At 69.1% G+C, this 19362-nt stretch carries 16 protein-coding genes and 1 riboswitch; of the genes, 5 read left to right on the plus strand and 11 right to left on the minus strand.

Features of this window, described 5'->3' with window-relative positions; translation table 11 throughout:
- Positions 1-2 precede the first annotated feature (2 nt).
- Positions 3-95, minus strand: a riboswitch (S-adenosyl-L-homocysteine riboswitch).
- A 166-nt stretch (positions 96-261) separates the two neighbouring features.
- Positions 262-1785 carry a CoA-acylating methylmalonate-semialdehyde dehydrogenase gene (locus tag HUK68_RS18680; RefSeq protein ID WP_175505553.1) on the minus strand — a complete coding sequence of 508 codons (1524 nt, stop codon included), beginning with the start codon at positions 1783-1785 and terminating at the stop codon, positions 262-264.
- A 113-nt stretch (positions 1786-1898) separates the two neighbouring features.
- Between HUK68_RS18680 and HUK68_RS18685 the strand changes: the two genes are divergently transcribed.
- Complete coding sequence (locus HUK68_RS18685; RefSeq protein WP_175505554.1) at positions 1899-2849, plus strand: LysR family transcriptional regulator; 951 nt, start codon at positions 1899-1901, stop codon at positions 2847-2849.
- A 175-nt stretch (positions 2850-3024) separates the two neighbouring features.
- On the opposite strand, the gene HUK68_RS18690 is transcribed toward HUK68_RS18685, so the two are convergent.
- From HUK68_RS18690 to HUK68_RS18705, 4 genes are all read right to left on the minus strand, one after another.
- Positions 3025-4005 carry a tripartite tricarboxylate transporter substrate binding protein gene (locus HUK68_RS18690; RefSeq protein WP_175505555.1) on the minus strand — a complete coding sequence of 327 codons (981 nt, stop codon included), beginning with the start codon at positions 4003-4005 and terminating at the stop codon, positions 3025-3027.
- A 10-nt stretch (positions 4006-4015) separates the two neighbouring features.
- Positions 4016-4990: a Bug family tripartite tricarboxylate transporter substrate binding protein gene (locus HUK68_RS18695; RefSeq protein ID WP_175505556.1), complete on the minus strand. Its 975-nt coding sequence runs from the start codon at positions 4988-4990 to the stop codon at positions 4016-4018.
- A gap of 62 nt (positions 4991-5052) precedes the next feature.
- On the minus strand, positions 5053-5856 hold the full coding sequence (iolB, locus tag HUK68_RS18700) for a 5-deoxy-glucuronate isomerase (protein ID WP_175505557.1): 804 nt from the start codon (positions 5854-5856) through the stop codon (positions 5053-5055).
- Complete coding sequence (locus HUK68_RS18705; protein WP_175505558.1) at positions 5853-7826, minus strand: bifunctional 5-dehydro-2-deoxygluconokinase/5-dehydro-2-deoxyphosphogluconate aldolase; 1974 nt, start codon at positions 7824-7826, stop codon at positions 5853-5855. The genes iolB and HUK68_RS18705 overlap by 4 nt, the downstream gene beginning before the upstream one ends.
- Positions 7827-7920: 94 nt before the next feature.
- On the opposite strand from HUK68_RS18705, the gene HUK68_RS18710 reads away from it, so the two are divergent.
- Positions 7921-8823: a MurR/RpiR family transcriptional regulator gene (locus HUK68_RS18710; RefSeq protein WP_175505559.1), complete on the plus strand. Its 903-nt coding sequence runs from the start codon at positions 7921-7923 to the stop codon at positions 8821-8823.
- On the opposite strand, the gene HUK68_RS18715 is transcribed toward HUK68_RS18710, so the two are convergent.
- On the minus strand, positions 8796-9290 hold the full coding sequence (locus HUK68_RS18715; RefSeq protein WP_244146207.1) for a PACE efflux transporter: 495 nt from the start codon (positions 9288-9290) through the stop codon (positions 8796-8798). The genes HUK68_RS18710 and HUK68_RS18715 overlap by 28 nt on opposite strands.
- A gap of 71 nt (positions 9291-9361) precedes the next feature.
- Here HUK68_RS18715 and HUK68_RS18720 point away from each other — a divergent pair, with 71 nt between their 5' ends.
- Positions 9362-10264, plus strand: a complete 903-nt coding sequence (locus HUK68_RS18720; RefSeq protein ID WP_175505560.1) for a LysR family transcriptional regulator — start codon at positions 9362-9364, stop codon at positions 10262-10264.
- A 29-nt stretch (positions 10265-10293) separates the two neighbouring features.
- Here the strand turns inward: HUK68_RS18720 and HUK68_RS18725 are convergent, their stop codons facing one another.
- On the minus strand, positions 10294-11067 hold the full coding sequence (locus tag HUK68_RS18725; RefSeq protein WP_175505561.1) for a fumarylacetoacetate hydrolase family protein: 774 nt from the start codon (positions 11065-11067) through the stop codon (positions 10294-10296).
- Between the two features lie 225 nt (positions 11068-11292).
- Here HUK68_RS18725 and HUK68_RS18730 point away from each other — a divergent pair, with 225 nt between their 5' ends.
- Entirely contained in the window at positions 11293-12609 is a 1317-nt protein-coding gene (locus HUK68_RS18730; RefSeq protein ID WP_175505562.1) for a Glu/Leu/Phe/Val family dehydrogenase, read from the plus strand.
- A gap of 30 nt (positions 12610-12639) precedes the next feature.
- On the opposite strand, the gene HUK68_RS18735 is transcribed toward HUK68_RS18730, so the two are convergent.
- The 4 genes from HUK68_RS18735 to alkB form a co-directional block, all read right to left on the minus strand.
- Positions 12640-14007, minus strand: a complete 1368-nt coding sequence (locus HUK68_RS18735; RefSeq protein WP_175505563.1) for a ShlB/FhaC/HecB family hemolysin secretion/activation protein — start codon at positions 14005-14007, stop codon at positions 12640-12642.
- 189 nt (positions 14008-14196) lie between these two features.
- Entirely contained in the window at positions 14197-15477 is a 1281-nt protein-coding gene (locus HUK68_RS18740) for a Fe-S oxidoreductase (RefSeq protein WP_175505564.1), read from the minus strand.
- Between the two features lie 14 nt (positions 15478-15491).
- On the minus strand, positions 15492-16556 hold the full coding sequence (locus HUK68_RS18745; RefSeq protein WP_175505565.1) for a homocysteine S-methyltransferase family protein: 1065 nt from the start codon (positions 16554-16556) through the stop codon (positions 15492-15494).
- 39 nt (positions 16557-16595) lie between these two features.
- The gene (gene alkB / locus HUK68_RS18750) at positions 16596-17273 is read right to left on the minus strand and encodes a DNA oxidative demethylase AlkB (RefSeq protein WP_175505898.1); all 678 of its coding nucleotides are present in this window, start codon (positions 17271-17273) and stop codon (positions 16596-16598) included.
- Between the two features lie 146 nt (positions 17274-17419).
- Between alkB and recQ the strand changes: the two genes are divergently transcribed.
- Positions 17420-19279, plus strand: a complete 1860-nt coding sequence (gene recQ / locus HUK68_RS18755; protein ID WP_175505566.1) for a DNA helicase RecQ — start codon at positions 17420-17422, stop codon at positions 19277-19279.
- Positions 19280-19362 lie beyond the last annotated feature (83 nt).

Raw genomic sequence — 19362 nt, forward strand, 5'->3', positions numbered from 1 at the left:
CCAACAGGTGAGCGTCGTTGCGGAGAGCGGAACCCCAAGCCTGACAGTGGGTCCGATGATGGATCGGACCGACCGCTGCAACGCTCCTTGGGGGTTAACCCGGGATTTTAACGGGGTCGCGGCGGGGTTGCCGCCGCTGGGGTTCTGGAAGGGGGGACGTTCATGGTTCGACGCGGCCGGCGAGGCGGGCTCACCACGAACGGCAAAACCGCTCGTCCTGAGCTTGTCGGAGGACGCTGGTGGAAAGCCGAAAACCCGTCCTCACTTCGCCGTCGGCATCACAAACTCCGCGCCCTTGCCGATGCTTTCGGGCCAGCGCTGCATGATGCTCTTTTGCTTGGTGTAGAAGCGCACGCCTTCTTCGCCATAGGCATGCATGTCGCCGAACAGGCTCTTCTTCCAGCCGCCAAAGCCCTGCCAGGCCATGGGCACGGGGATCGGCACATTGATGCCGACCATGCCGACCTGGATGCGGCGGCCGAACTCGCGCGCCACGTTGCCGTCGCGCGTGAAGCAGGACACGCCGTTGCCGAACTCATGCGCGTTGACCAGATCCACCGCCTGGGCGAAGTCGGGCACGCGCACGCAGGCCAGCACCGGGCCGAAGATCTCTTCCTTGTAGATGCGCATTTCCGGCGTGACATGGTCGAACAGCGTGCCGCCGAGCCAGAAGCCGTGGTCGCAGCCCGCACCCGCCGTGGCGCCGTCGAAGCCGCGGCCGTCGACCAGCAGCTGCGCGCCCTCCTGCTCGCCCAGCGCGATGTAGCCGGCAATGCGTTCGCGCGCGGCCTGGGTCACGATCGGGCCCATCTCGGCGGCCAGGTTCTCGCCATCGAGCACCTTGAGCGTGCGCGTGCGCTCGGCCAGCTTCTGCACGACCTGGTCCGCCACGTCGCCGACCAGCACCGCCACGCTGATCGCCATGCAGCGCTCGCCGGCCGAGCCGTAGGCCGCGCCGATCAGCGCATCGACGACCTGGTCGATATCGGCATCGGGCATCACCACCATGTGGTTCTTCGCGCCGCCCAGCGCCTGCACGCGCTTGCCCAGGCGCGCACCGGTCTCATAGATGTAGTTGGCAATAGGCGTCGAGCCGACAAAGCTCACGGCCTTGACTTCGGGGTGCTCGATCAGCGCATCGACGGCTTCCTTGTCGCCCTGCACCACGTTGAACACGCCGTCGGGCAGGCCGGCCTTCTTCAGCAGCTCGGCCATCAGCAGCGAGGCCGTGGGATCGGTCGGGCTGGGCTTGAGCACAAAGCTATTGCCCGCGGCAATCGCCACCGGGAACATCCACATCGGCACCATCACCGGGAAGTTGAACGGCGTGATGCCCGCGACCACGCCCAGCGGCTGGCGCAGCGTCCAGTTGTCCATGCCGGTCGAGACCTGCTCGGTGAAGTCGCCCTTGAGCAGCTGCGGAATGCCGCAGGCGAATTCAATGATGTCGATGCCGCGCGCAACCTCGCCCTGCGCATCGGTGAACACCTTGCCATGTTCGGCGGTGATCGCATGCGCGAGTTCGTCCTTGTGCTGGTTGACCAGCTCGAGGAACTTGAACATCACGCGCGCGCGGCGGATCGGCGGCGTGTCGGCCCAGGCCGGGAAGGCGGCGGCCGCCGAGGCCACGGCGGCATCGACATCGGCGCGGTTGGCCAGCGCCACGGCGCCGGTCACGGCGCCCGTGGCCGGGTTGGTCACGGGCTGCGTGCGCACGCTGGTGCCGGCCACGCGCTGGCCGTGGATGAAGTGGGTGATCGAGGCGGTGGAGATGGCGGCGTTCATGGAATGAATCCTGTGGTGGGTCGCAAGACGATGACCGAAGTGTAGGCAGCCATTCGCGCCCTGCCCAGCCCTGCCAGATGAATTGGTTGTTTAATTTGATGAACAATGGCGCCATGAATTCCAATGATTCACTGAAAACCGAACAGCTCTGGTCGCATCTCTGGTGGCTGGTGGTGCTGGAGCAGCAGGGCAGCTTCACGGCCGCCGCCGCGCGCCTGGGCGTGAGCAAGGCCGCGGTGAGCCAGCACATCGCGGGCCTGGAGCGCGCGGCCGGCGTGCCGCTGGTGCGGCGCACCACGCGCTCGATGCTGCTGACCGAGGCCGGCCAGCATCTGGTGCAGGACACGCGCGACGCGTTTGCGCGCATCGCGGGCAGCTTTGCCCAGGTGCGCGATCTGGCCGATGCGCCGCGCGGCCGCCTGCGCGTCACGGCGCCGGTGGCGCTGGCACGCCAGCATCTGGTGCCGCGCCTGCCCGGATTTCTCGACAAGTACCCCGATATCCAGCTCGAACTCGACCTGTCCGACCAGCTGCGCCCGCTGTCGCAGCAGGGCCTGGACCTGGCCATCCGCCATATCGCCACGCCGCCCGAGAACCATGTCGCCTGGGCGCTGTGCGCCACGCATTCGGTGCTGGTCGCAAGCCAGGCCTATCTGGACCGCCATGGCCCCGCGCCCGCGTCGCCCGACGAGCTGCGCCAGCACCGCTGCCTGCACTACCCGCGCGGCCAGGAGGCCGCCGCCTGGACCCTGCAGCGCCTGGGCCGCGGCGGCGGCGCGCGCGCCACCGTGCCGGTACGCGGCCCCTTGGTCGCCAACAACAGCGAGGCGCTGCGCGACGCGGCCATTGCGGGCCTGGGCATCGCCCTGGTGCCCGACTTCAGCGCCCAGGCCGCGCTGGCTTCAGGCCAGCTGGTGCGGGTGCTGCCGCAATGGCGGCCGATGGGCGCCTTCAGCGACACCATCTACGCCATGCGTCCCTATTCGGCCCATGTGCCGCGCGCGGTGGCGGTGTTCGTGGAGTGGGTGCGGGAGGTGTTTGCCGAGGGGTTTGCGCCGGATTGAAAGGCGGCAGGGCATGAGGACAGGCCGTTCACCCTTCGACGGGCTCAGGGCGGACGGTTACAACCGTTCGTGGTGAGCCTGCCTCGCCGGCCGCGTCGAACCATGAACGGCCGCCCCGCAAAAAAACAGCCCGGCATCCTCTCGGACCCCAGGCTGCACAGGACTCAAGCCGCGATCAGGCCTTGATGCCGAGCTTGTTCACCAGCTGCTTGAAGGTCGCGTTATCCCGCGCAATGACCTCCAGGAATGCCGGCTGGTCCAGATAGCCCTCGCCCATGTTCTGCTTGGCCATGGTGGCGCGCAGTTCGGGCTCCTGCAGCGTGCGCGCCATCACCGTGCGCAGCTGCTGGATGATCTCGGGCGGCGTGTGCTTGGGCGCCGCCAGGCCGCGCCAGCCGCCGATCACCAGGTCGATGCCGCGCTCCTTGAGCGTCGGCACCTGCTCCCAGCCGGCCTGGATGCGCTTGTCGCCCATGATCGCCAGCGGCCGGATCTTGCCCGCGGCCACATAGGTCGCGACTTCCACCGGCGTCACCGCCACGGCCTCGATATGGCCGCCCAGCAGATCGAGCACCGCGGGATTCGCGCCGCGGTAGGGCAAGTGGCTGAACTGCACGCCGGCCTTGTCTTCGAGCGCCGCGGCGGCCAGGTGGCCCAGCGAGCCCGGACCCGCATTGCCGATGCGCACGCTGCCCGCGCTCTTTTTCGCCGCGGCCAGGAACTCCTCGACTGTCTTGAACGGCGAATCGGCGCGCACCGCGATCGTCGCCGGGTCGGCATTGAGGCGCGCGATCGGCAGCACATCGTCCGATGTGATCTTGGTCACGCCCATGTGCGGAATCATGGTCATCTCTACGGTGATGATCGCCAGCTTGTAGCCGTCGGGCTTGGCGGCGGCCAGCTCCTGCCAGCCCACGGCGCCGCTGGCGCCCGCGCGGTTCATGACGATCACGCTTTGCGAAAAATGCCGGCGCATGGTCTCGGCCAGGGCGCGCGCCAGCACATCGGTGCCGCCGCCCGCGGCAAACGGCACGATCAGCTCGACCGGGCGCTGGGGATAGGTGCCCGCGGGCTGGGCCCAGGCCGGCAGGCTGGCAGCAGCCGCCATGGCGGCCAGGCGCTGGCCGAAAACACGGCGATTCGGGATGGTGTTCATGTCTGTCTCCTCAGTCCAGCTGGATCTTTGCCGAGCGGATGACTTCGCTCCAGAGCTTCTGTTCGCTGCGCACGTAGTCGCCGAATTCGCGCGGTGTCATGGTCATCGGCTGGATGCCGATCTCCTCGAACTTGGCGCGCAGCGCGGGCTGGGCCAGCGCCGCGCCCAGGTCCCTGTTGAGGCGCTGCACCACGGCCTCGGGCATCCTGGCCGGCCCGACGAAGCCCTGCCAGGCATAGGCCTCGAAACCGGGCACGCCGGCCTCGGCCATGGTCGGTACATCGGGCAGGATCGCCAGGCGCTGGGGCGTGGCCACGGCCAGCACGCGCAGCTTGCCGCCCTTGATCATCGACAGGCTCGGCGGCAGGTCGACAAACATGGTCTGCACCTGGCCGGCCATCAGGTCCTGCAATGCGGGCGCCGAGCCCTTGTAGGGCACATGCAGCAGGTTGCTGCCGGTGCGCTGCTTGAACAGTTCAAGCGCCACATGCAGCGGCGAGCCCGGGCCCGACGAGCCCGAAGTCACCTGGCCCGGATGGCTGCGCACATGCGCCAGGAACTCGCGCATGTTCTTCGCCGGAAAGTCCGGGTGTACGGCCAGCACCAGCGGCATGCGGCCCAGGCCGCCGATGAAGCTGAAGTCCTTTTGCGCGTCGTAGCTCAGGCTGCGGTACATCGCCGGATTGAACGCCAGCGTGCCCGAATCGGCCGTGCCCACGGTGTAGCCGTCGGGCGCGGAGCGCGCGATCTGCGTTGCGCCGATGATGGTCGCGGCGCCGGGCTTGTTCTCGACCACGACGGTCTGGCCCAGCTCCTTCGACATGCCGATTGCGAGATTGCGCGCAATCACGTCGGTGGTGCCGCCGGGGGCATAGGGCACGACCCATTTGACCGCCTGCTGCGCGGGATAGGCGGTCTGCGCCTGGGCCATTCCCGTGCCCAGCAGGGCCACGCCAATGGCTGCAATGAATTGCCGTTTCTGCATCTCTTGTCTCCTGGTTTTATGTTTTTTCTGCCCTCGCCGGGGCGATTCACGCAGGCGGAGGCTCAGGCCGCCGCCAGCATCCATTCATGCGCCGGATCGTTGCGGAAAGCCCAGCGGCGCTCCGGTCCGGCCATGGTGTTGAGGTAGTACAGGTCGTAGCCATGCGGCGCGACGCAGGGGTGGTAGCCGCGCGGCACCATGACCGTGTCGCGGTGCTCGACGGCCATGGTTTCATCGAGCGAGCGGTCGTCGGTGTAGACGCGCTGGAAGGCAAAGCCCTGCTGCGGGTTGATCTGGTGGTAGTAGGTTTCCTCGAGCACGGTCTCGGCGTTCGGCTGCGCCGGATCGGCGCTGTCATGCTTGTGCGGCGGATAGCTCGATGAATTGCCCGCGGGCGTGACCACTTCGACGACCAGCAGGCTTTCCGCCGCTTCGGACTCGGGCAGGATGTCGCAGACGAAGCGCGTGTTGCTGCCCTTGCCGCGCACGCTGCGCTTCATCTGCTGCGGCGCGATCACGCGCTCCGGGTGCAGGCCCCTCGCGGGCGCCAGGCTCAGCGCGACCTCGGCGTCGCCCGTGGCGCTGATCCGCACCTCGCGCCCCGGCGGCACATACAGCGCGGCCGGCGCGCGTTCCTCGAACACCGAGGCGCGGTTGCCCAGCGCGCTGTAGAGCACGCCGCCCACGCGCACATCGACGCTGCCGGCCAGCACCGTGAGGCACAGCTCGAGCGCGCCGGTGTGCAGCGCCTCTTCCTCGCCGGCCAGCAGGCGCAGCACCTTGAACGTGATGTGGCGCCAGCCCGCCGAGGCCGGCGTGATGTCGGTGACGATGCGGCCCGGCTGGGCTTTGACAAGCAGGGTCATGCCATTGCTCCTTCGCTGGCGCGCTGTTCGGCAGGGCTCTCGGCACGCGCCGCGCGCCAGCCCGCGATCAGCGCGCGGAAATTCGCCGCGACCTGCGCATGCAGGCCGGCATCGTCGATCTCGCCGCGCAGCCAGGCCAGCGCGGGCGCCGACCAGACGCTGCGGCCGATCATGAAACCCTTGACCAGCGATGGCGGGGCTTCGGCAAACGCCGCGATCAGCTGCTCGACGGGCTGCGACAGGCCCAAGATCACCGCGCCGCGGCAATGCGGATCGCGCGCCTGCACCAGCGCTTCGAGCGCCAGCCACTGCGCGCGCGGCATGGCGCCCACCTTCCACCATTCGGGCTTGAAGCCCAGGTCGTAGAAGCGTTCGATGGTCTGCACCACGCATTCGCCGTTATCGTCGGGCGCGAGCTGCGCCTTGGGCGGAATCACTTCCAGCAGCAGCTCATGGCCGCTGGCGCGCGTGGCTTCCCAGACCTGCTGCAGCCATTCCTCCTGCTCGGCGCGCAGCGCGGCTTCGTCCAGCGGGTGGTAGAACACCAGGCACTTGACGGTCTGTTCGCGCGGCCAATGCTGCAGCTGCGAGGCCAGCGAATGCGTGCCGTCGAAGCGCAGCGGGCGCGAGCCCGGGCGCTCGACGGGGCGGCCGACCCACCAGCCGCGTCCCGTGGCATCGTGAAGCGCGGCTTCGCCGATGCGACCGTCGATCAGCACGCCCATGCGGCCCTTGCAGCCCGGGTCGTTCTCCACGTCCTCGACCACGCGGTTGATCAGGCGCTTGAGTTGCGGCAGGCGCGCACGCTCGGCGCCCGCCTGGTCGGCCAGTTCCTCGAACTGCGAACGGTGGTCATAGGCCAGCACGTACAGCTCGGGCCAGGCCGGGCGCGCGGCCGTCACGCGGTGCAGATGGGCCAGTTCCGGGTCCTGGTCCGGGCGCACATGGCGCCGGCCCGAGAACCAGTGCGCGAGCTCGGCCGGCGTCGGCATCGCGGGCGCGCAGCCATGGCGCGACACGACGATCGCGCCGCAGGCGTTGGCCATGGCCGCGGCTTCGGCAAACGGCTTGCCGCGCAACAGCCCGGCCAGCAGGCCCGACGCAAACGCATCGCCCGCGCCCAGCACGTTGAGCACTTCGATGCGCTCGCCCAGCACCGTCATGGCATCGTCGATAGACGCGGGAATCGCGCCCGCGATCACCGAGCAGCCCAGCGGGCCGCGCTTGACGACGAAAACCGCAGGCGTGCACTCGCGCGCGCGCCGCAGGCTGGCCATCAGGTCGCCCTCGGCGCCGCCCGCAATCATCCACTCCTCCTCGGTGCCGATGATCAGTTCAAACTGGTTCAACTGCTGCTGCAGGTGGGCGCTGACCTGGCCGTTGCCGATATAGCGCGTCTCGCCGTCGCCCTTGCCGGTCAGGCCCCAGAGCACCGGGCGGTAGTCGATGTCGAGCACGCGCACCAGGCCGTGGCGGCCGGCGATGGCCAGCGCCTTGCGGCTGGCGGCCAGCACGCCGGGCGTGCTCAGGTGCGTGCCGGTGACCACCAGGCTGCGGCAGCGCGCAAGGAAGGCTTCGTCGATATCGTCCTCGCACAGCGCCATGTCGGCGCAGTTCTCGCGCGCGAACAGCAGCGGGAACGTATCCTGGTCCTTGATGCCCAGCAGCACCATGCCGGTAAGGCGCTCGGGGTCGACGCGCACCTGGCTCACGTCGCAGCCCTCGCGCTGCAGCGTGTTGCACAGGAAGCGGCCGTTTTGCTCATTGCCGACGCGCGAGACCATTGCCGAACGCAGGCCCAGGCGCGCCGTGCCGAAGGCGATGTTCGCGGACGAGCCGCCGAGGTACTTGGAAAAACTGCTGGCGTCCTCGAGGCTGCAGCCGATCTGCTGCGCATAGAGGTCGACGGCCAGGCGCCCGAGGCAGGCGACATCGAAGGGGCGGTCGGCGGGGAAAGACAGCGTGCTCATGGGTTCCTTGTGGTCACATCGGCAGCGCGCAGGCCCCGCCGGATAATCTTCGCCAGCGGATGATAATCCGATATAGAAAATATTTTCTAAATTTATGAAAAATAGAACAACGGCTTCGAAGACATTGCCGGCCGCTGTTGCGTCCGCGCCATTTGCCGACACCCCGGCCTTTCTGGCCAGCGTACAGGCCCAGTTCGACGGCCTGAGCCGCCAGCTCAAGGCCATTGCGCGCCATGTGGAGATGCACCGCGACCGGCTGGTGCTCGACGGTGTGCAAGCCACGGCCCAGGCCTGCGGGGTGCAGCCCTCGGCCGTCGTGCGCTTTGCCAAGCACTTCGGTTTCAGCGGGTATTCGGAGTTGCAGGCGCTGTTTCGCGCCGATGCCGAGCGCCAGCTCGCGCCCAACCGCGGCTACGAGGAGCGCATCCGCGGCCTGATCGTGCCCGGCGCCCAGACGCTGGCCGTCGGCCAGCTGGCGCGCGAAGTCATCGAACGCAGCATCGACAGCCTGCAGGCGCTGCAGCGCCAGCTGCCCGACGACCGCTTCGAGGCCGCGGTCGACCGGATGGTCCAGGCGCCCGCGATCTGGCTGGCGGCATCACGCCGCGCGTTTCCGGTCGGCGCCTATCTGGCCTATGCGCTGCAGCACACCGGCAAGCCGGTGCACTGGCTCAACGGCCTGGGCGCGATGCAGCAGCTCGAGATGCGCGCGCTGCGCCCCGGCGACGTGATGCTGGCGGTATCGTTCGCGCCCTATGCGCAGGAAACGCTGGAACTGGCTCAGGCGGCGGTGGCGCGCGGCGCCCACCTGCTGGCCATCACCGACAGCCAGCTGAGCCCGCTGGCCGCGCAGGCCAGCGTGGTGCTGGTCGCGCAGGATGGCGCCACCTTTGGTTTCCGTTCCCTCACGAGCACGCTGGCGCTGGCGCAGTCGCTGTTCCTGGGATTGGCGTACCGGCTGGAACTGGCTTACGAGGCGCCGGTGGCCACCGACTGAGGCAGCGGCTGGGCCTGGGCCGACGCCGGCAGGCCGAACACGCGGTCGAATGCCCAGTTGAACGCGAACGTATAGACCAGGAAGAACAGCAGCAGGCCCAGGTCCATCAGGAAGGCCTGCCACAGGCTGACCTTGAACCACCAGGCAAACAGCGGCACCAGCATCACCACCAGGCCGCCTTCCATGCCCAGCGCATGCGCGGCGCGCCGCGCGAAGCCGCGGCCGCGCCGGGCCTGGCGCGCTTCCCAGCGCTCGAACAGGCCGTTCCAGACCACGTTCCAGGCCACCGCAATGGCCGACGTCATGACCGCCACCACGGTCGAGTGCGCGGCGCTTTCGCCGGTCAGCGCGGACAGGCCGAACGAGGTCGCGGCAATGGCAAACAGTTCGAACAAGGTGACATACACCACACGCCGCCACGGGCCCTGGAGCTGCATTTTTGGGGAAGAAGAGACTGGCAAAGACATCGCCCAACTTTATAGGGTTTTCACTGACAGCAAAAGTCAGGATGTTTCAGTTTTGCTGATAGATTGCAGCGATGGCTTTTTCTTCCGACAACGTGCAGGTGTTCCTGGCCGTGCTCGACCATGGCTCGTTCTCGGCCGCGGCGCGCGCGCTGTCGCGCGTGCCCTCGGCCGTGAGCATGGCCATCGCCCATCTCGAGGCCGAACTGCAGCTCACGCTGTTCGACCGCAGCGGCCGCGAGCCGCGGCCCACCGAAAGCGCGCGCGCGCTCGAACCCCAGGCACGGCTGCTGGCCGCGCAGTTGCAGCAGCTCAACGGCCAGGCGCTGGCGTTGACACAGGGGCTTGAACAGCGGCTGAGCATTGCGATTGCGCCCGAGCTGCTGGCCTCGCGCTGGACCACAGCGCTGGCCGCGCTGGCCCAGGCCCATCCATTGCTGGAAGTCGAGGTGCTCGCCGCACCGCAGGAAGACGCGCTGGCGCTGCTGCACACGGGCCGCGCGCAGCTGGCGCTGGTCTTCGAGCGCATCAGCCTCGACGGCCGCGAAGGCTTCCAGGAGGTCGGCAGCGAAACCCTGATCGCGGTCATGGCCCCCGACCACCCGGTGCTGGAAACCGCGCGCGCCCAGGCCCTGTCGCTGAGCGAGGAGCATCTCAAGACCACGCGCCAGATCGTGGTCGCGAGCCGCAACCTGGGCCAGACCGATGCGCGCTTCGTCTATGCGCGCCACATCTGGCGCACCGACAACCACCTGGCCGCGCTGGGCCTGATCGAGGCCGGCCTGGGCTGGGGCTGGCAGCCGCGCTCCCTGGTCCAGCCGCGCATCGAGGCCGGCACGCTGGTGCAGATGCCCTTTGCCAACCTCAGCAACGGCTTTCGCCTCTGGGTCGATGTGGTCTGGTCCAAGCAGCGGCCCATGGGGCTCGGGGCGCAGCGCTTCGTGCAGGCGATGGGCCGGCAGCTGGCCGGCGACTGACGCACGGCCCGCGCGCGCCAGGGCCTGGCTTACAACTGCAGCCAGGCCTCGCCGATGCCATCGAACTGCACATGCACCGTGTCCCCGGCCTGGGCCCGGGCCAGGCCCACCCAGCTGCCCGTGGTGACCACCGTGCCGGCCGCGAGCGTGCCGTACTGCATGGTGGCATGGCGCAGCCAGTCGGACAGCAGCCAAGCCGGATCGGCCAGTGAATGGGTGCCGGTATGCACGCTGGCCTCGCCGTTGCCTATGCGCATGCGGCAGACCTGCTGCGTCCAGTCGGGCGCGGCGTGCCGCAGGTCGCAAGGCTGCCATTCGCCCAGCACCAGCGCGCCATGGCACAGCTGGTCGGCCATGAGCAGCAGCGGTGGGGCGGCAAACTGCTGGAGCCAGCGCGACTCGACGACTTCGATGCTCACAGCCATTGCATCCACCAGCCCCGCGCAGTCGCCGGGCGCCAGCTGCCAGGCCTTGGCCACGGACACCTCCTGGCCCAGGCGCAGCCCAATCTCGGCTTCGATGCCGCGTGTGTGCAAGGGCCACCCACCCGCGCGCGCCGGGCTGGGCCAGACGCCGGCCGGCGGCAGCGGCGCATGGCTCATGGCCGCCCCGCGTGCGGGGCCGCCCGACTTCCAGGCCCGCGGCACGCCCTCGGCAAACCAGTCCAGTTGCCGCGCCACGGCCTCCTGCACCGCATAGGCCTGTTCGGGGCCCGACAGGCTGTCTGCCAGCGGCAAGGCATCGGCAAGTTCGGCCTGCGCGCGCGCCTGCAGCAGGGTATGGGTGACGGCTTCGACGGACATGCGCTTCCTCGGTAAAGACAGTGATGGAATCAGGGTCGGCAAGCCTTGCATTCTTGCGTAAAAAAGCGCGGCCGCAAGCGTTCTGCCAGTGGACACCGCGATGGTTATGCATGAAACGCATAACAAGCAAAGCAAGCGGCGTTGGACAAGCACCAGCCACAGGAATAAGCTGAAAAGCGTGTCATTTCTTCTTTGACCACCGCTTCAAACGCTTTGGAATCTTCCATGCAAAACACCGCTCCCCCCCTTTCGTCCAACGCGCTGTCGGCGCATGCCCTGCCCTCCTATCTGCAAGCCGAAAAGCTCGGCCCCTGGGGCATCTACCTGCAGCAGATCGATCGGGTCACGCCCTACCTGGGCCATCTGGCACGCTGGGTCGAAACGCTCAAGCGCCCCAAGCGCGCGCTGATCGTCGATGTGCCGATCGAACTCGACAACGGCACCATTGCCCACTTCGAGGGCTACCGCGTGCAGCACAACACCAGCCGCGGCCCGGGCAAGGGCGGCGTGCGTTTCCACCAGGACGTGACGCTGTCCGAAGTCATGGCGCTGTCGGCCTGGATGTCGATCAAGAACGCGGCCGTGAACGTGCCCTACGGCGGTGCCAAGGGCGGCATCCGCGTCGACCCCAAGACGCTGTCGCACGCCGAGCTCGAGCGCCTCACGCGCCGCTACACCAGCGAGATCGGCATCATCATCGGCCCGAACAAGGACATCCCCGCGCCCGACGTCAACACCAACGAGCAGATCATGTCCTGGATGATGGACACCTACTCGATGAACACCGGCTCCACCGCGACCGGCGTGGTCACGGGCAAGCCGGTCGATCTGGGCGGTTCGCTGGGCCGGCGCGAAGCCACGGGCCGCGGCGTGTTCACCGTGGGCGTCGAGGCGATGCGCCGCTCCGACATGCGCGTCGACGGCGCGCGCGTGGCCGTGCAGGGCTTCGGCAATGTCGGCGGCATCGCCGCCAAGCTGTTTGTCGAGGCCGGTGCCAAGCTGGTGGCGGTGCAGGACCACAGCGGCAGCATCTTCAACAGCCTGGGCATCGACGTGCCGGCGCTGCTGCGCCATGTGCAGCACACCGGCGGCGTCGCCGATTTCGCGGGTGCCGAGGTGCTGGCCAAGGACGAGTTCTGGGGCGTGGACTGCGAGATCATGATCCCGGCCGCGCTCGAAGGCCAGATCCATGCCGGCAACGCCGCGCAGATCAAGGCCAAGCTGGTGATCGAAGGCGCGAACGGCCCGACCACGCCCGAGGCCGACGACATCCTCAACGACAAGGGCGTGCTGGTGCTGCCCGACGTGATTGCCAACGCCGGCGGCGTCACGGTGAGCTACTTCGAATGGGTGCAGGATTTCTCCAGCTTCTTCTGGAGCGAAGACGAGATCAATGCCCGCCTGGTGCGCATCATGCAGGAAGCGTTTGCAGGCGTCTGGCAGGTGGCCCAGGACCACAAGGTCAGCCTGCGCACGGCGACCTTCATCATTGCCTGCCAGCGCATCCTGCACGCGCGCGAAATGCGCGGCCTCTACCCCTGAGCGCGAGCGGCGCGCCCCGGCCGCGGCGCGTCAGAACCGGTAGGTCGCGGCCAGCCAGATCCGCGGGTTCCTGTAGCCCAGCCGGGAATGGGGCCGGTGGCCGCCGGTGCGCCAGGCCACTGCGGCCTGCGCGCTCCAGGTGTCCGCGTTCCAGCGCAGCCCGGGTCCCGCGCCCGCGAGCGAACGCCAGTTGTTGCCGGACCGGTGCCAGGGCCGGTGCCGCAGCTTCACCTGCCCGAAGTCGGCGAAAACGAAAGGCTGGGCCTGGCCCATGCGGTGCTGCAGCTCCAGCTGCAGCAGCCAGCCTTCGTCGCCCTGGGCCTCGGCACTGGTCCAGGCGCGAATCCGTTGCGGCCCCGAAGCCGCAAACCATTTTTCGCTGTCGAGGTTGCGGCTGGCTTTCTGGCCCGCAAGGCGGCCGAACAGCGTCCAATCCTTGGCCAGCGCGCGTTCGTGGCGCAGGTCGGCGCTGAACAATTGATAGCGGCCCTCGGCCCGCGCCGTGTTGCGGTCCTCCGTGCCGAGCGCATGGTCGAGCTTGAGCCGGCCCAGTCCCCACATCAACTGGCCCGACGTCTTGTGGCCGCCGTGCGCGTGCTTGAGCGTGAGCTTCAGCGGCGCCATGTCCATCTCGCGGTGCTCCTTGAGCGCGGGCTTGGTGCGTGGCCGGGCCCTGTCGTCCGCATGCGTGCGCTCCAGACCCACGCTCGCATACAGGCTGCCCGCATCGCCCAGCCATAACGGGTAGGCCAGCTCCAGCAGCAGCACATCCGAAGTGCCGCTGGCACCCAGGGAGCGCCGCTCGCGGTGCAACTGGTAATAGCTGCGTTCCACTTCCGCATGGAGGCTCCAGCCATCGGTGCCCAGCGGCAGCGTATAGCCGAGATTGAGATTCCAGGTGCCATGCCAGCGGCGGTTGCCCGACACGCTCAGGCTGTCTCCCAACGTCCACAGGCTGGGCACCTCCAGGCCGAAACGCACGCGCTGATCGCCGGTGAAACGGCTGCCATGGTTGTCGACGCCCACCAGGCCGCTGTAGCGCGGCCCGCGCTCCAGCTTCAGGCGCAGATCGCGCGCGCCGTCCTCGCGTGTCGCCAGCACGGACTGGCTGTTCACGCCCGGCAGCGCCTTGAGCAGTTGCAACCGGCGCTGCAGCGCGTTTTCATCGATGGCCTCGCCCGCGCGCAGGTCGCGCACCCAGCGCCGCGCCGCGGGCTGCAGCGCGGGGTCATCGGTCTCGATGCTGACCGCACCATACCGCCCGCCATGCAGGTCGTCGGCTGCGCGCCCCGGCAGCGCCGTGCCCGGGGATTCTTCGGCGCATGCCAGCGGCACGCACAGCAAGGAGGAACAAAGGGGCAACAAGGCCCGGCAGGCAGCGTGGTGCAAACGGCGCATGGCGATCCTCCTTGGCAACGCAAGGCACTGGACCACCCAGGCCTTGCCAAGGCTTGACGCTAACTAGATGCCACGCCGATTCATAGGTTGGAACTATCGACAACTGGACAATTGCGCGCATGGCGTTGGCTGGTGCCGCACGAAACCGCTGTTGTCTGGCACCGCGAACCGGTGCCTCGGGGCATGGCTTCAGCCTGCCGTCGGGCCGAGGCGCACCGCGGCCCAGACCCGGTTCATGTCCGCGCAGAAAGGCTGTGCGCAGCTGGCCTTGCCGTGATAGGGACAGCCCGGTTCGTCGCACAGGCCGGTGCGGCGCTCGTCGATGCGCTGGTCTTCGCGCGGCCGCTGGCCGCTGGCCTGCAGCGCGGCCATCTGCAGCCAGGGATCGTTGCGGGGCTGCAGCGTGCCCAGTTGCTGGGCCAGGGGCGAGCCTGGCAACAGGCTTGCCAGCGCGGCCGCCGAGGGCGCGCCCTGGGCGGCCACGGGCAGCGGCTGGAAATCCAGCCACAGCAGCGCACTGGTGCGCAGGCGCTCGCCTCCGGGTCCGGCGTTCTGCAGCACCAGCGCCAGCGCGCCGGATTCGAGCTGCTGCGCGGGCGTGGCCAAAGGCAGCTGCAGTTGCGGCAAGGCATGGGCGGCGGGAGGCTGGCCCGCAGGCGTGGCCAGCGGCACGGGCATGGCCTGCAGCTGCGCCCAGGCCTGCGGCACCTGCAGCGTCAGCGCAAAACCGCGCTCGCCGTCGGGCGCCTGCACCACGCCTTGCTGCACCAGCCAGGTCTGCATCGGCGGCAGGCGCGGCGCCACCGTGGAGGCAACAGTGCCGGGCGTCGATACGCCGGGCGTCGTTACGCCGGGCGTCGTCACGCCGGGCGTCGTCACGCCGGGCGCTGCAAGTGTTGCGGGCGTCGACACGCCGGCGGCCTGCGTGGCGACGCCCGGCGCGGCGTTGCCAGCGACTGCGGGCGGCGCAGCAGTGTCGGCGGCTGCCGCCGTCGGCGCATTGGCCGCGAGCACCGTATTGAGCCAGGTCTGCGGCCAGTGCTGCACCGCGGCCAGCTGCTGCGGCTGGGGCAGGCCGGCGGTGGCCTGGGCGATCAGCGTCGACAGCATTTCGCGCAGCGCCGTGGGCACGCCGCTGGTGGGCCATTGCGGCGCCGTGGCCGGGTTGCTGGACTGGACCTGGGTCACGAGCTGCGCGATCAGCGTCTGGAACACCTGCAGCCGCAGCGCCTGTTGCGCCTGGGCCGAGACGCTCAGCGCGGGGGTGGCCGGCGCGGCCGGAACGGCCGGCTGCGCCGGGGCCACGGGCGCGGCGGGCTGCGCGGGTGCAACGCCTGTGGCGGGCGGCACCACCACTGCGGGAACGCCGCTGGCCACGGGTGCAGCCGCCGCCGTGGGCGCGATGGCCGCCACGGGCGGCACGGCGCCCGTGGCGGACGGTACGGCAGCGGGCAGCAGCGGCTGGTTCATCGCGGCCGCAGGGGTCAGGCAGCCGCCGGGTAGAACAGCGAGCGCGTGGGCGTGGCGCGCACGGCCTGGGCGATCGCGCCGATATGCTCGGGCGTGGTGCCGCAGCAGCCGCCGACGATGTTCACCAGTCCCTCGGCCGCGAATTCATGCACCAGGCGGCTGGTGACTTCAGGCGTTTCATCGAAGCCGGTGTCGCTCATCGGATTGGGCAGGCCGGCGTTCGGATAGCAGCTGATGAAGGTGTCGGGCGCGGCCTTGTGCAGCTCCTGCACATAGGGCCGCATCAGCGCCGCGCCCAGTGCGCAGTTCAGGCCGATGGCCAGCGGATTCGCGTGGCGCACGCTGTGCCAGAACGCCGTCACGGTCTGGCCGCTGAGGATGCGGCCCGAGGCATCGGTGACGGTGCCGCTGATCAGGATCGGCAGGCATTCGCCGGTCTGCTCGAAAGCTTCATCGACGGCAAACAATGCGGCCTTGGCATTGAGCGTGTCGAAGATGGTCTCGACCAGGATCACATCGGCGCCGCCTTCGATCAGCGCCAGCGTCTGGTCCAGGTAGGCCTGGCGCAGCGTCTCGAAATCGACGTTGCGCGCACCCGGGTCGTTGACGTCGGGGCTGATGCTCGCGGTCTTGGGCGTGGGGCCCAGGGCGCCGGCCACGTAGCGCGGATGGTCGGGCGTGCTGTACTTGTCGCAGGCGGCACGCGCGAGCTGCGCCGAGCGCAGGTTCATCTCGCGCGCCAGCGGCGCCATCAGATAGTCCTCCTGCGCCACCGTGGTCGCACCGAAGGTATTGGTCTCGATCAGGTCGGCGCCCGCGGCCAGGTAGCGCTCGTGGATGTCGCGGATCACATCGGGGCGCGTGAGGCTCAGCAGCTCGTTGTTGCCCTTGACGTCGCGCGGCAGGTCCTGGAAGCGGTCGCCGACGGCATCGGCGCCGGTATAGCCTGCGCCGCGGTACTGCGCCTCGCCCAGCTTGAAGCGCTGGATCATGGTGCCCATCGCGCCATCGAGAATGGCAATGCGGCGGGCAAGGGTGGCGGGCAGTTCTTTGGCGCGGGTGTATTGGGGCAGGCTCATCCCCCGATTGTAGGAAGTTGGGCGTGGCCCCGTGCCGGGTCAGCCATCTTGCGGGTACTGCGCTCTGGCCATGCGGAAGGTCAGGTTCCAGCGCTCGCTGCCCAGCAGCGAATGCACGCCGTCCTTGAGCGGATGGATGCCGTGGTACGCCAGCCGCGTGGCCCCGCCCCAGACCAGCACATCGCCATGCGCGAGCTGCATGCGGCGCGCGCGGTCGGTGCGCGCCAGCCCGCCCCACAGAAAGGTCGCCGGCAGGCCCAGCGAGACCGAGACGATGGGTGCGCGCCGGTCGGTTTCGTCCTGGTCGCGGTGCAGCGACATCTTCGCGCCCGGCGCATAGCGGTTGATCAGGCAGGCGTCGGGCGCGAAGCCCGGGTAGCCCGCAGCCGCGGCCGCGGCGCGCGCCTGCGTCCAGAACCATTCGGGCAGCGCGGGCCAGGGCTGGCCGCTGAGCGGGTCGGTGGCGGTGTACGCATAGCCGCTGGCATCCGAGACCCAGCCCCATGGGCCGCAGTTGGTGATGCCCACCGACATCGACTTGCCGCCGGGCGTGTGCATCACGCGCCAGGGCGCCTGCGCCACGACCTGGCGCACGCCCTCGATCCAGCGCCCGGCCTCGGCCGCGGCCCAGCCCGGCAGCAGCCAGGCGCCCTCGTCGAGCGCGATCGGCGCGTCGTCGGCGGGACCGAACAGCCGGCCGTTGTCGGCCAGGGCCATGGAGTCGGAAATGGCAGGAGAGCGGGGCATGGCAGCCATTGTAGAAAGCCCTTGGCATCGGCTTCAAGCCGCGGCGGGCACAATAGGCACCTGTCCGGCCTCCGCCTCCACGGGCCGCTTTCCGCTGTTTTCTCGAGAGTATCCGCTTGTCCACCGCGCAGTCCGTATTGCAAGAAGTTTTTGGCTACGACCAGTTCCGTGGCCCGCAGGCGGCGATCGTCGACCATGTGATTGCCGGCGGCGACGCGCTGGTGCTGATGCCCACGGGCGGCGGCAAGAGCCTGTGCTACCAGGTGCCGGCCATCGTGCGCCAGCAGCAGGGCCGGGGCGTGGCCATCGTCGTCTCGCCGCTGATCGCGCTGATGCACGACCAGGTCGGCGCGCTGCATGAAGCCGGGGTGGGCGCGGCATTCCTGAACTCCACGCTGTCGTACGAGCAGACGCAGGAAGTCGAGCTGCGGCTGCAGACCGGCGACATCACGCTGCTCTACGCCGCGCCCGAGCGGCTCAACACGCCGCGCTTCCTCGGCCTGCTCGACAGCCTCTACGAAGCCGGCCAGCTGTCGCTGTTCGCCATCGACGAAGCGCATTGCGTGAGCCAGTGGGGCCATGACTTCCGCCCCGAGTACCGCGCGCTGAGCGTGCTGCACGAGCGCTATGCCGGCGTGCCGCGCATCGCGCTCACGGCCACCGCCGATGCGCTCACGCGCGCCGACATCGTCGAGCGGCTGCAGCTCGAAGAGGCGCAGCAGTTCGTCAGCAGCTTCGACCGCCCCAACATCCGCTACACCATCGTCGAGAAGAAGGACGCGACGGCCCAACTGCAGCGTTTCATCCAGAGCGAGCACCAGGGCGAGGCTGGCGTGGTCTATTGCCAGTCGCGCAAGCGCGTCGAGGAGCTGGCGCAGACGCTGCAAAATTGCGGCATCTCGGCCCTGCCCTACCACGCCGGCCTGCCCGCCGACACGCGCCAGCATCACCAGGACCGCTTCCTGCGCGAGGAAGGCATCGTGATGTGCGCGACCATCGCGTTCGGCATGGGCATCGACAAGCCCGACGTGCGCTTCGTCGCGCATGTCGACATGCCCAAGAACATCGAAGGCTACTACCAGGAAACCGGCCGCGCGGGCCGCGACGGCCTGCCCGCGCACGCCTGGATGGCCTACGGCCTCAACGACGTGGTCAACCAGCGCCGCATGATCGATGAAAGCCCGGCCGAGGAGACCTTCAAGCAGGTCATGCGCGGCAAGCTCGACGCGCTGCTGGCGCTGGCCGAAGCCACCGACTGCCGGCGCCAGCGGCTGCTGGGCTATTTCGGCGAGGACTCGACGCCCTGCGGCAACTGCGACAACTGCCTCCACCCGCCCGCGGTCTGGGACGGCACCGATGCCGCGCGCAAGCTGCTGTCCACGATCTACCGCGTGCACGAAGCCAGCCAGCTGACCTTCGGCACGGGCCACATCATGGATGTGCTGCGCGGCAAGGACACGGAAAAGGTGCGCCAGTTCGGCCATGACAGCCTGTCGACCTTCGGCCTGGGCGCGCAGTACTCCGAGGCCCAGCTGCGCGGCGTGCTGCGCCAGCTGCTGGCCACGGGCGCCCTGGGCCTGCACAAGGTCACCAGCGACAGCGGCCACAGCTTCGACACGCTGGCGCTCACGCCGGGCTCGCGCGCCGTGCTGCGCGGCGAAGCGCAGGTGCTGCTGCGCGAGGCCACGGCCAGCGCGCCCAAGCGCACGCGCAAGGCGCCGCAGGCCAATGTCGCGGCGCTCAACCTCGGCCCCGATGCGCAGGTGCGCTTCATCAACCTCAAGGCCTGGCGCGCCGAAGTCGCGCGCGAGCACAACCTGCCGGCCTATGTGATCTTCCACGACGCGACGCTGGCCGCCATTGCCGAGCGCGATCCGGCCAGCCTCGAGGAGCTCAACGGCATTCCCGGCATGGGCGCGAAGAAATTCGACGCCTACGGCGCCGAAGTGCTGCGCGTGTGCCAGATGGCGCAATAGGCACGATACGGGCACGGCGCGGCCAGCGGCTTGGCATCGGCGTAAATCCGCACACCCGCGGCGCACCCGGGCTCCTAGACTGG

The sequence above is a fragment of the Comamonas antarctica genome, from assembly GCF_013363755.1.
Taxonomy (GTDB): domain Bacteria; phylum Pseudomonadota; class Gammaproteobacteria; order Burkholderiales; family Burkholderiaceae_C; genus Comamonas; species Comamonas antarctica.

Excerpts from the sequence above, each read along its gene's own strand:
- HUK68_RS18680 (WP_175505553.1), bottom strand. The coding sequence starts at position 1,785 with ATGAACGCCGCCATCTCCACCGCCTCGATCACCCACTTCATCCACGGC.
- HUK68_RS18685 (WP_175505554.1), top strand. The coding sequence starts at position 1,899 with ATGAATTCCAATGATTCACTGAAAACCGAACAGCTCTGGTCGCATCTC.
- HUK68_RS18690 (WP_175505555.1), bottom strand. The coding sequence starts at position 4,005 with ATGAACACCATCCCGAATCGCCGTGTTTTCGGCCAGCGCCTGGCCGCC.
- HUK68_RS18695 (WP_175505556.1), bottom strand. The coding sequence starts at position 4,990 with ATGCAGAAACGGCAATTCATTGCAGCCATTGGCGTGGCCCTGCTGGGC.
- iolB (WP_175505557.1), bottom strand. The coding sequence starts at position 5,856 with ATGACCCTGCTTGTCAAAGCCCAGCCGGGCCGCATCGTCACCGACATC.
- HUK68_RS18705 (WP_175505558.1), bottom strand. The coding sequence starts at position 7,826 with ATGAGCACGCTGTCTTTCCCCGCCGACCGCCCCTTCGATGTCGCCTGC.
- HUK68_RS18710 (WP_175505559.1), top strand. The coding sequence starts at position 7,921 with ATGAAAAATAGAACAACGGCTTCGAAGACATTGCCGGCCGCTGTTGCG.
- HUK68_RS18715 (WP_244146207.1), bottom strand. The coding sequence starts at position 9,290 with ATGTCTTTGCCAGTCTCTTCTTCCCCAAAAATGCAGCTCCAGGGCCCG.
- HUK68_RS18720 (WP_175505560.1), top strand. The coding sequence starts at position 9,362 with ATGGCTTTTTCTTCCGACAACGTGCAGGTGTTCCTGGCCGTGCTCGAC.
- HUK68_RS18725 (WP_175505561.1), bottom strand. The coding sequence starts at position 11,067 with ATGTCCGTCGAAGCCGTCACCCATACCCTGCTGCAGGCGCGCGCGCAG.
- HUK68_RS18730 (WP_175505562.1), top strand. The coding sequence starts at position 11,293 with ATGCAAAACACCGCTCCCCCCCTTTCGTCCAACGCGCTGTCGGCGCAT.
- HUK68_RS18735 (WP_175505563.1), bottom strand. The coding sequence starts at position 14,007 with ATGCGCCGTTTGCACCACGCTGCCTGCCGGGCCTTGTTGCCCCTTTGT.
- HUK68_RS18740 (WP_175505564.1), bottom strand. The coding sequence starts at position 15,477 with ATGAACCAGCCGCTGCTGCCCGCTGCCGTACCGTCCGCCACGGGCGCC.
- HUK68_RS18745 (WP_175505565.1), bottom strand. The coding sequence starts at position 16,556 with ATGAGCCTGCCCCAATACACCCGCGCCAAAGAACTGCCCGCCACCCTT.
- alkB (WP_175505898.1), bottom strand. The coding sequence starts at position 17,273 with ATGGCCCTGGCCGACAACGGCCGGCTGTTCGGTCCCGCCGACGACGCG.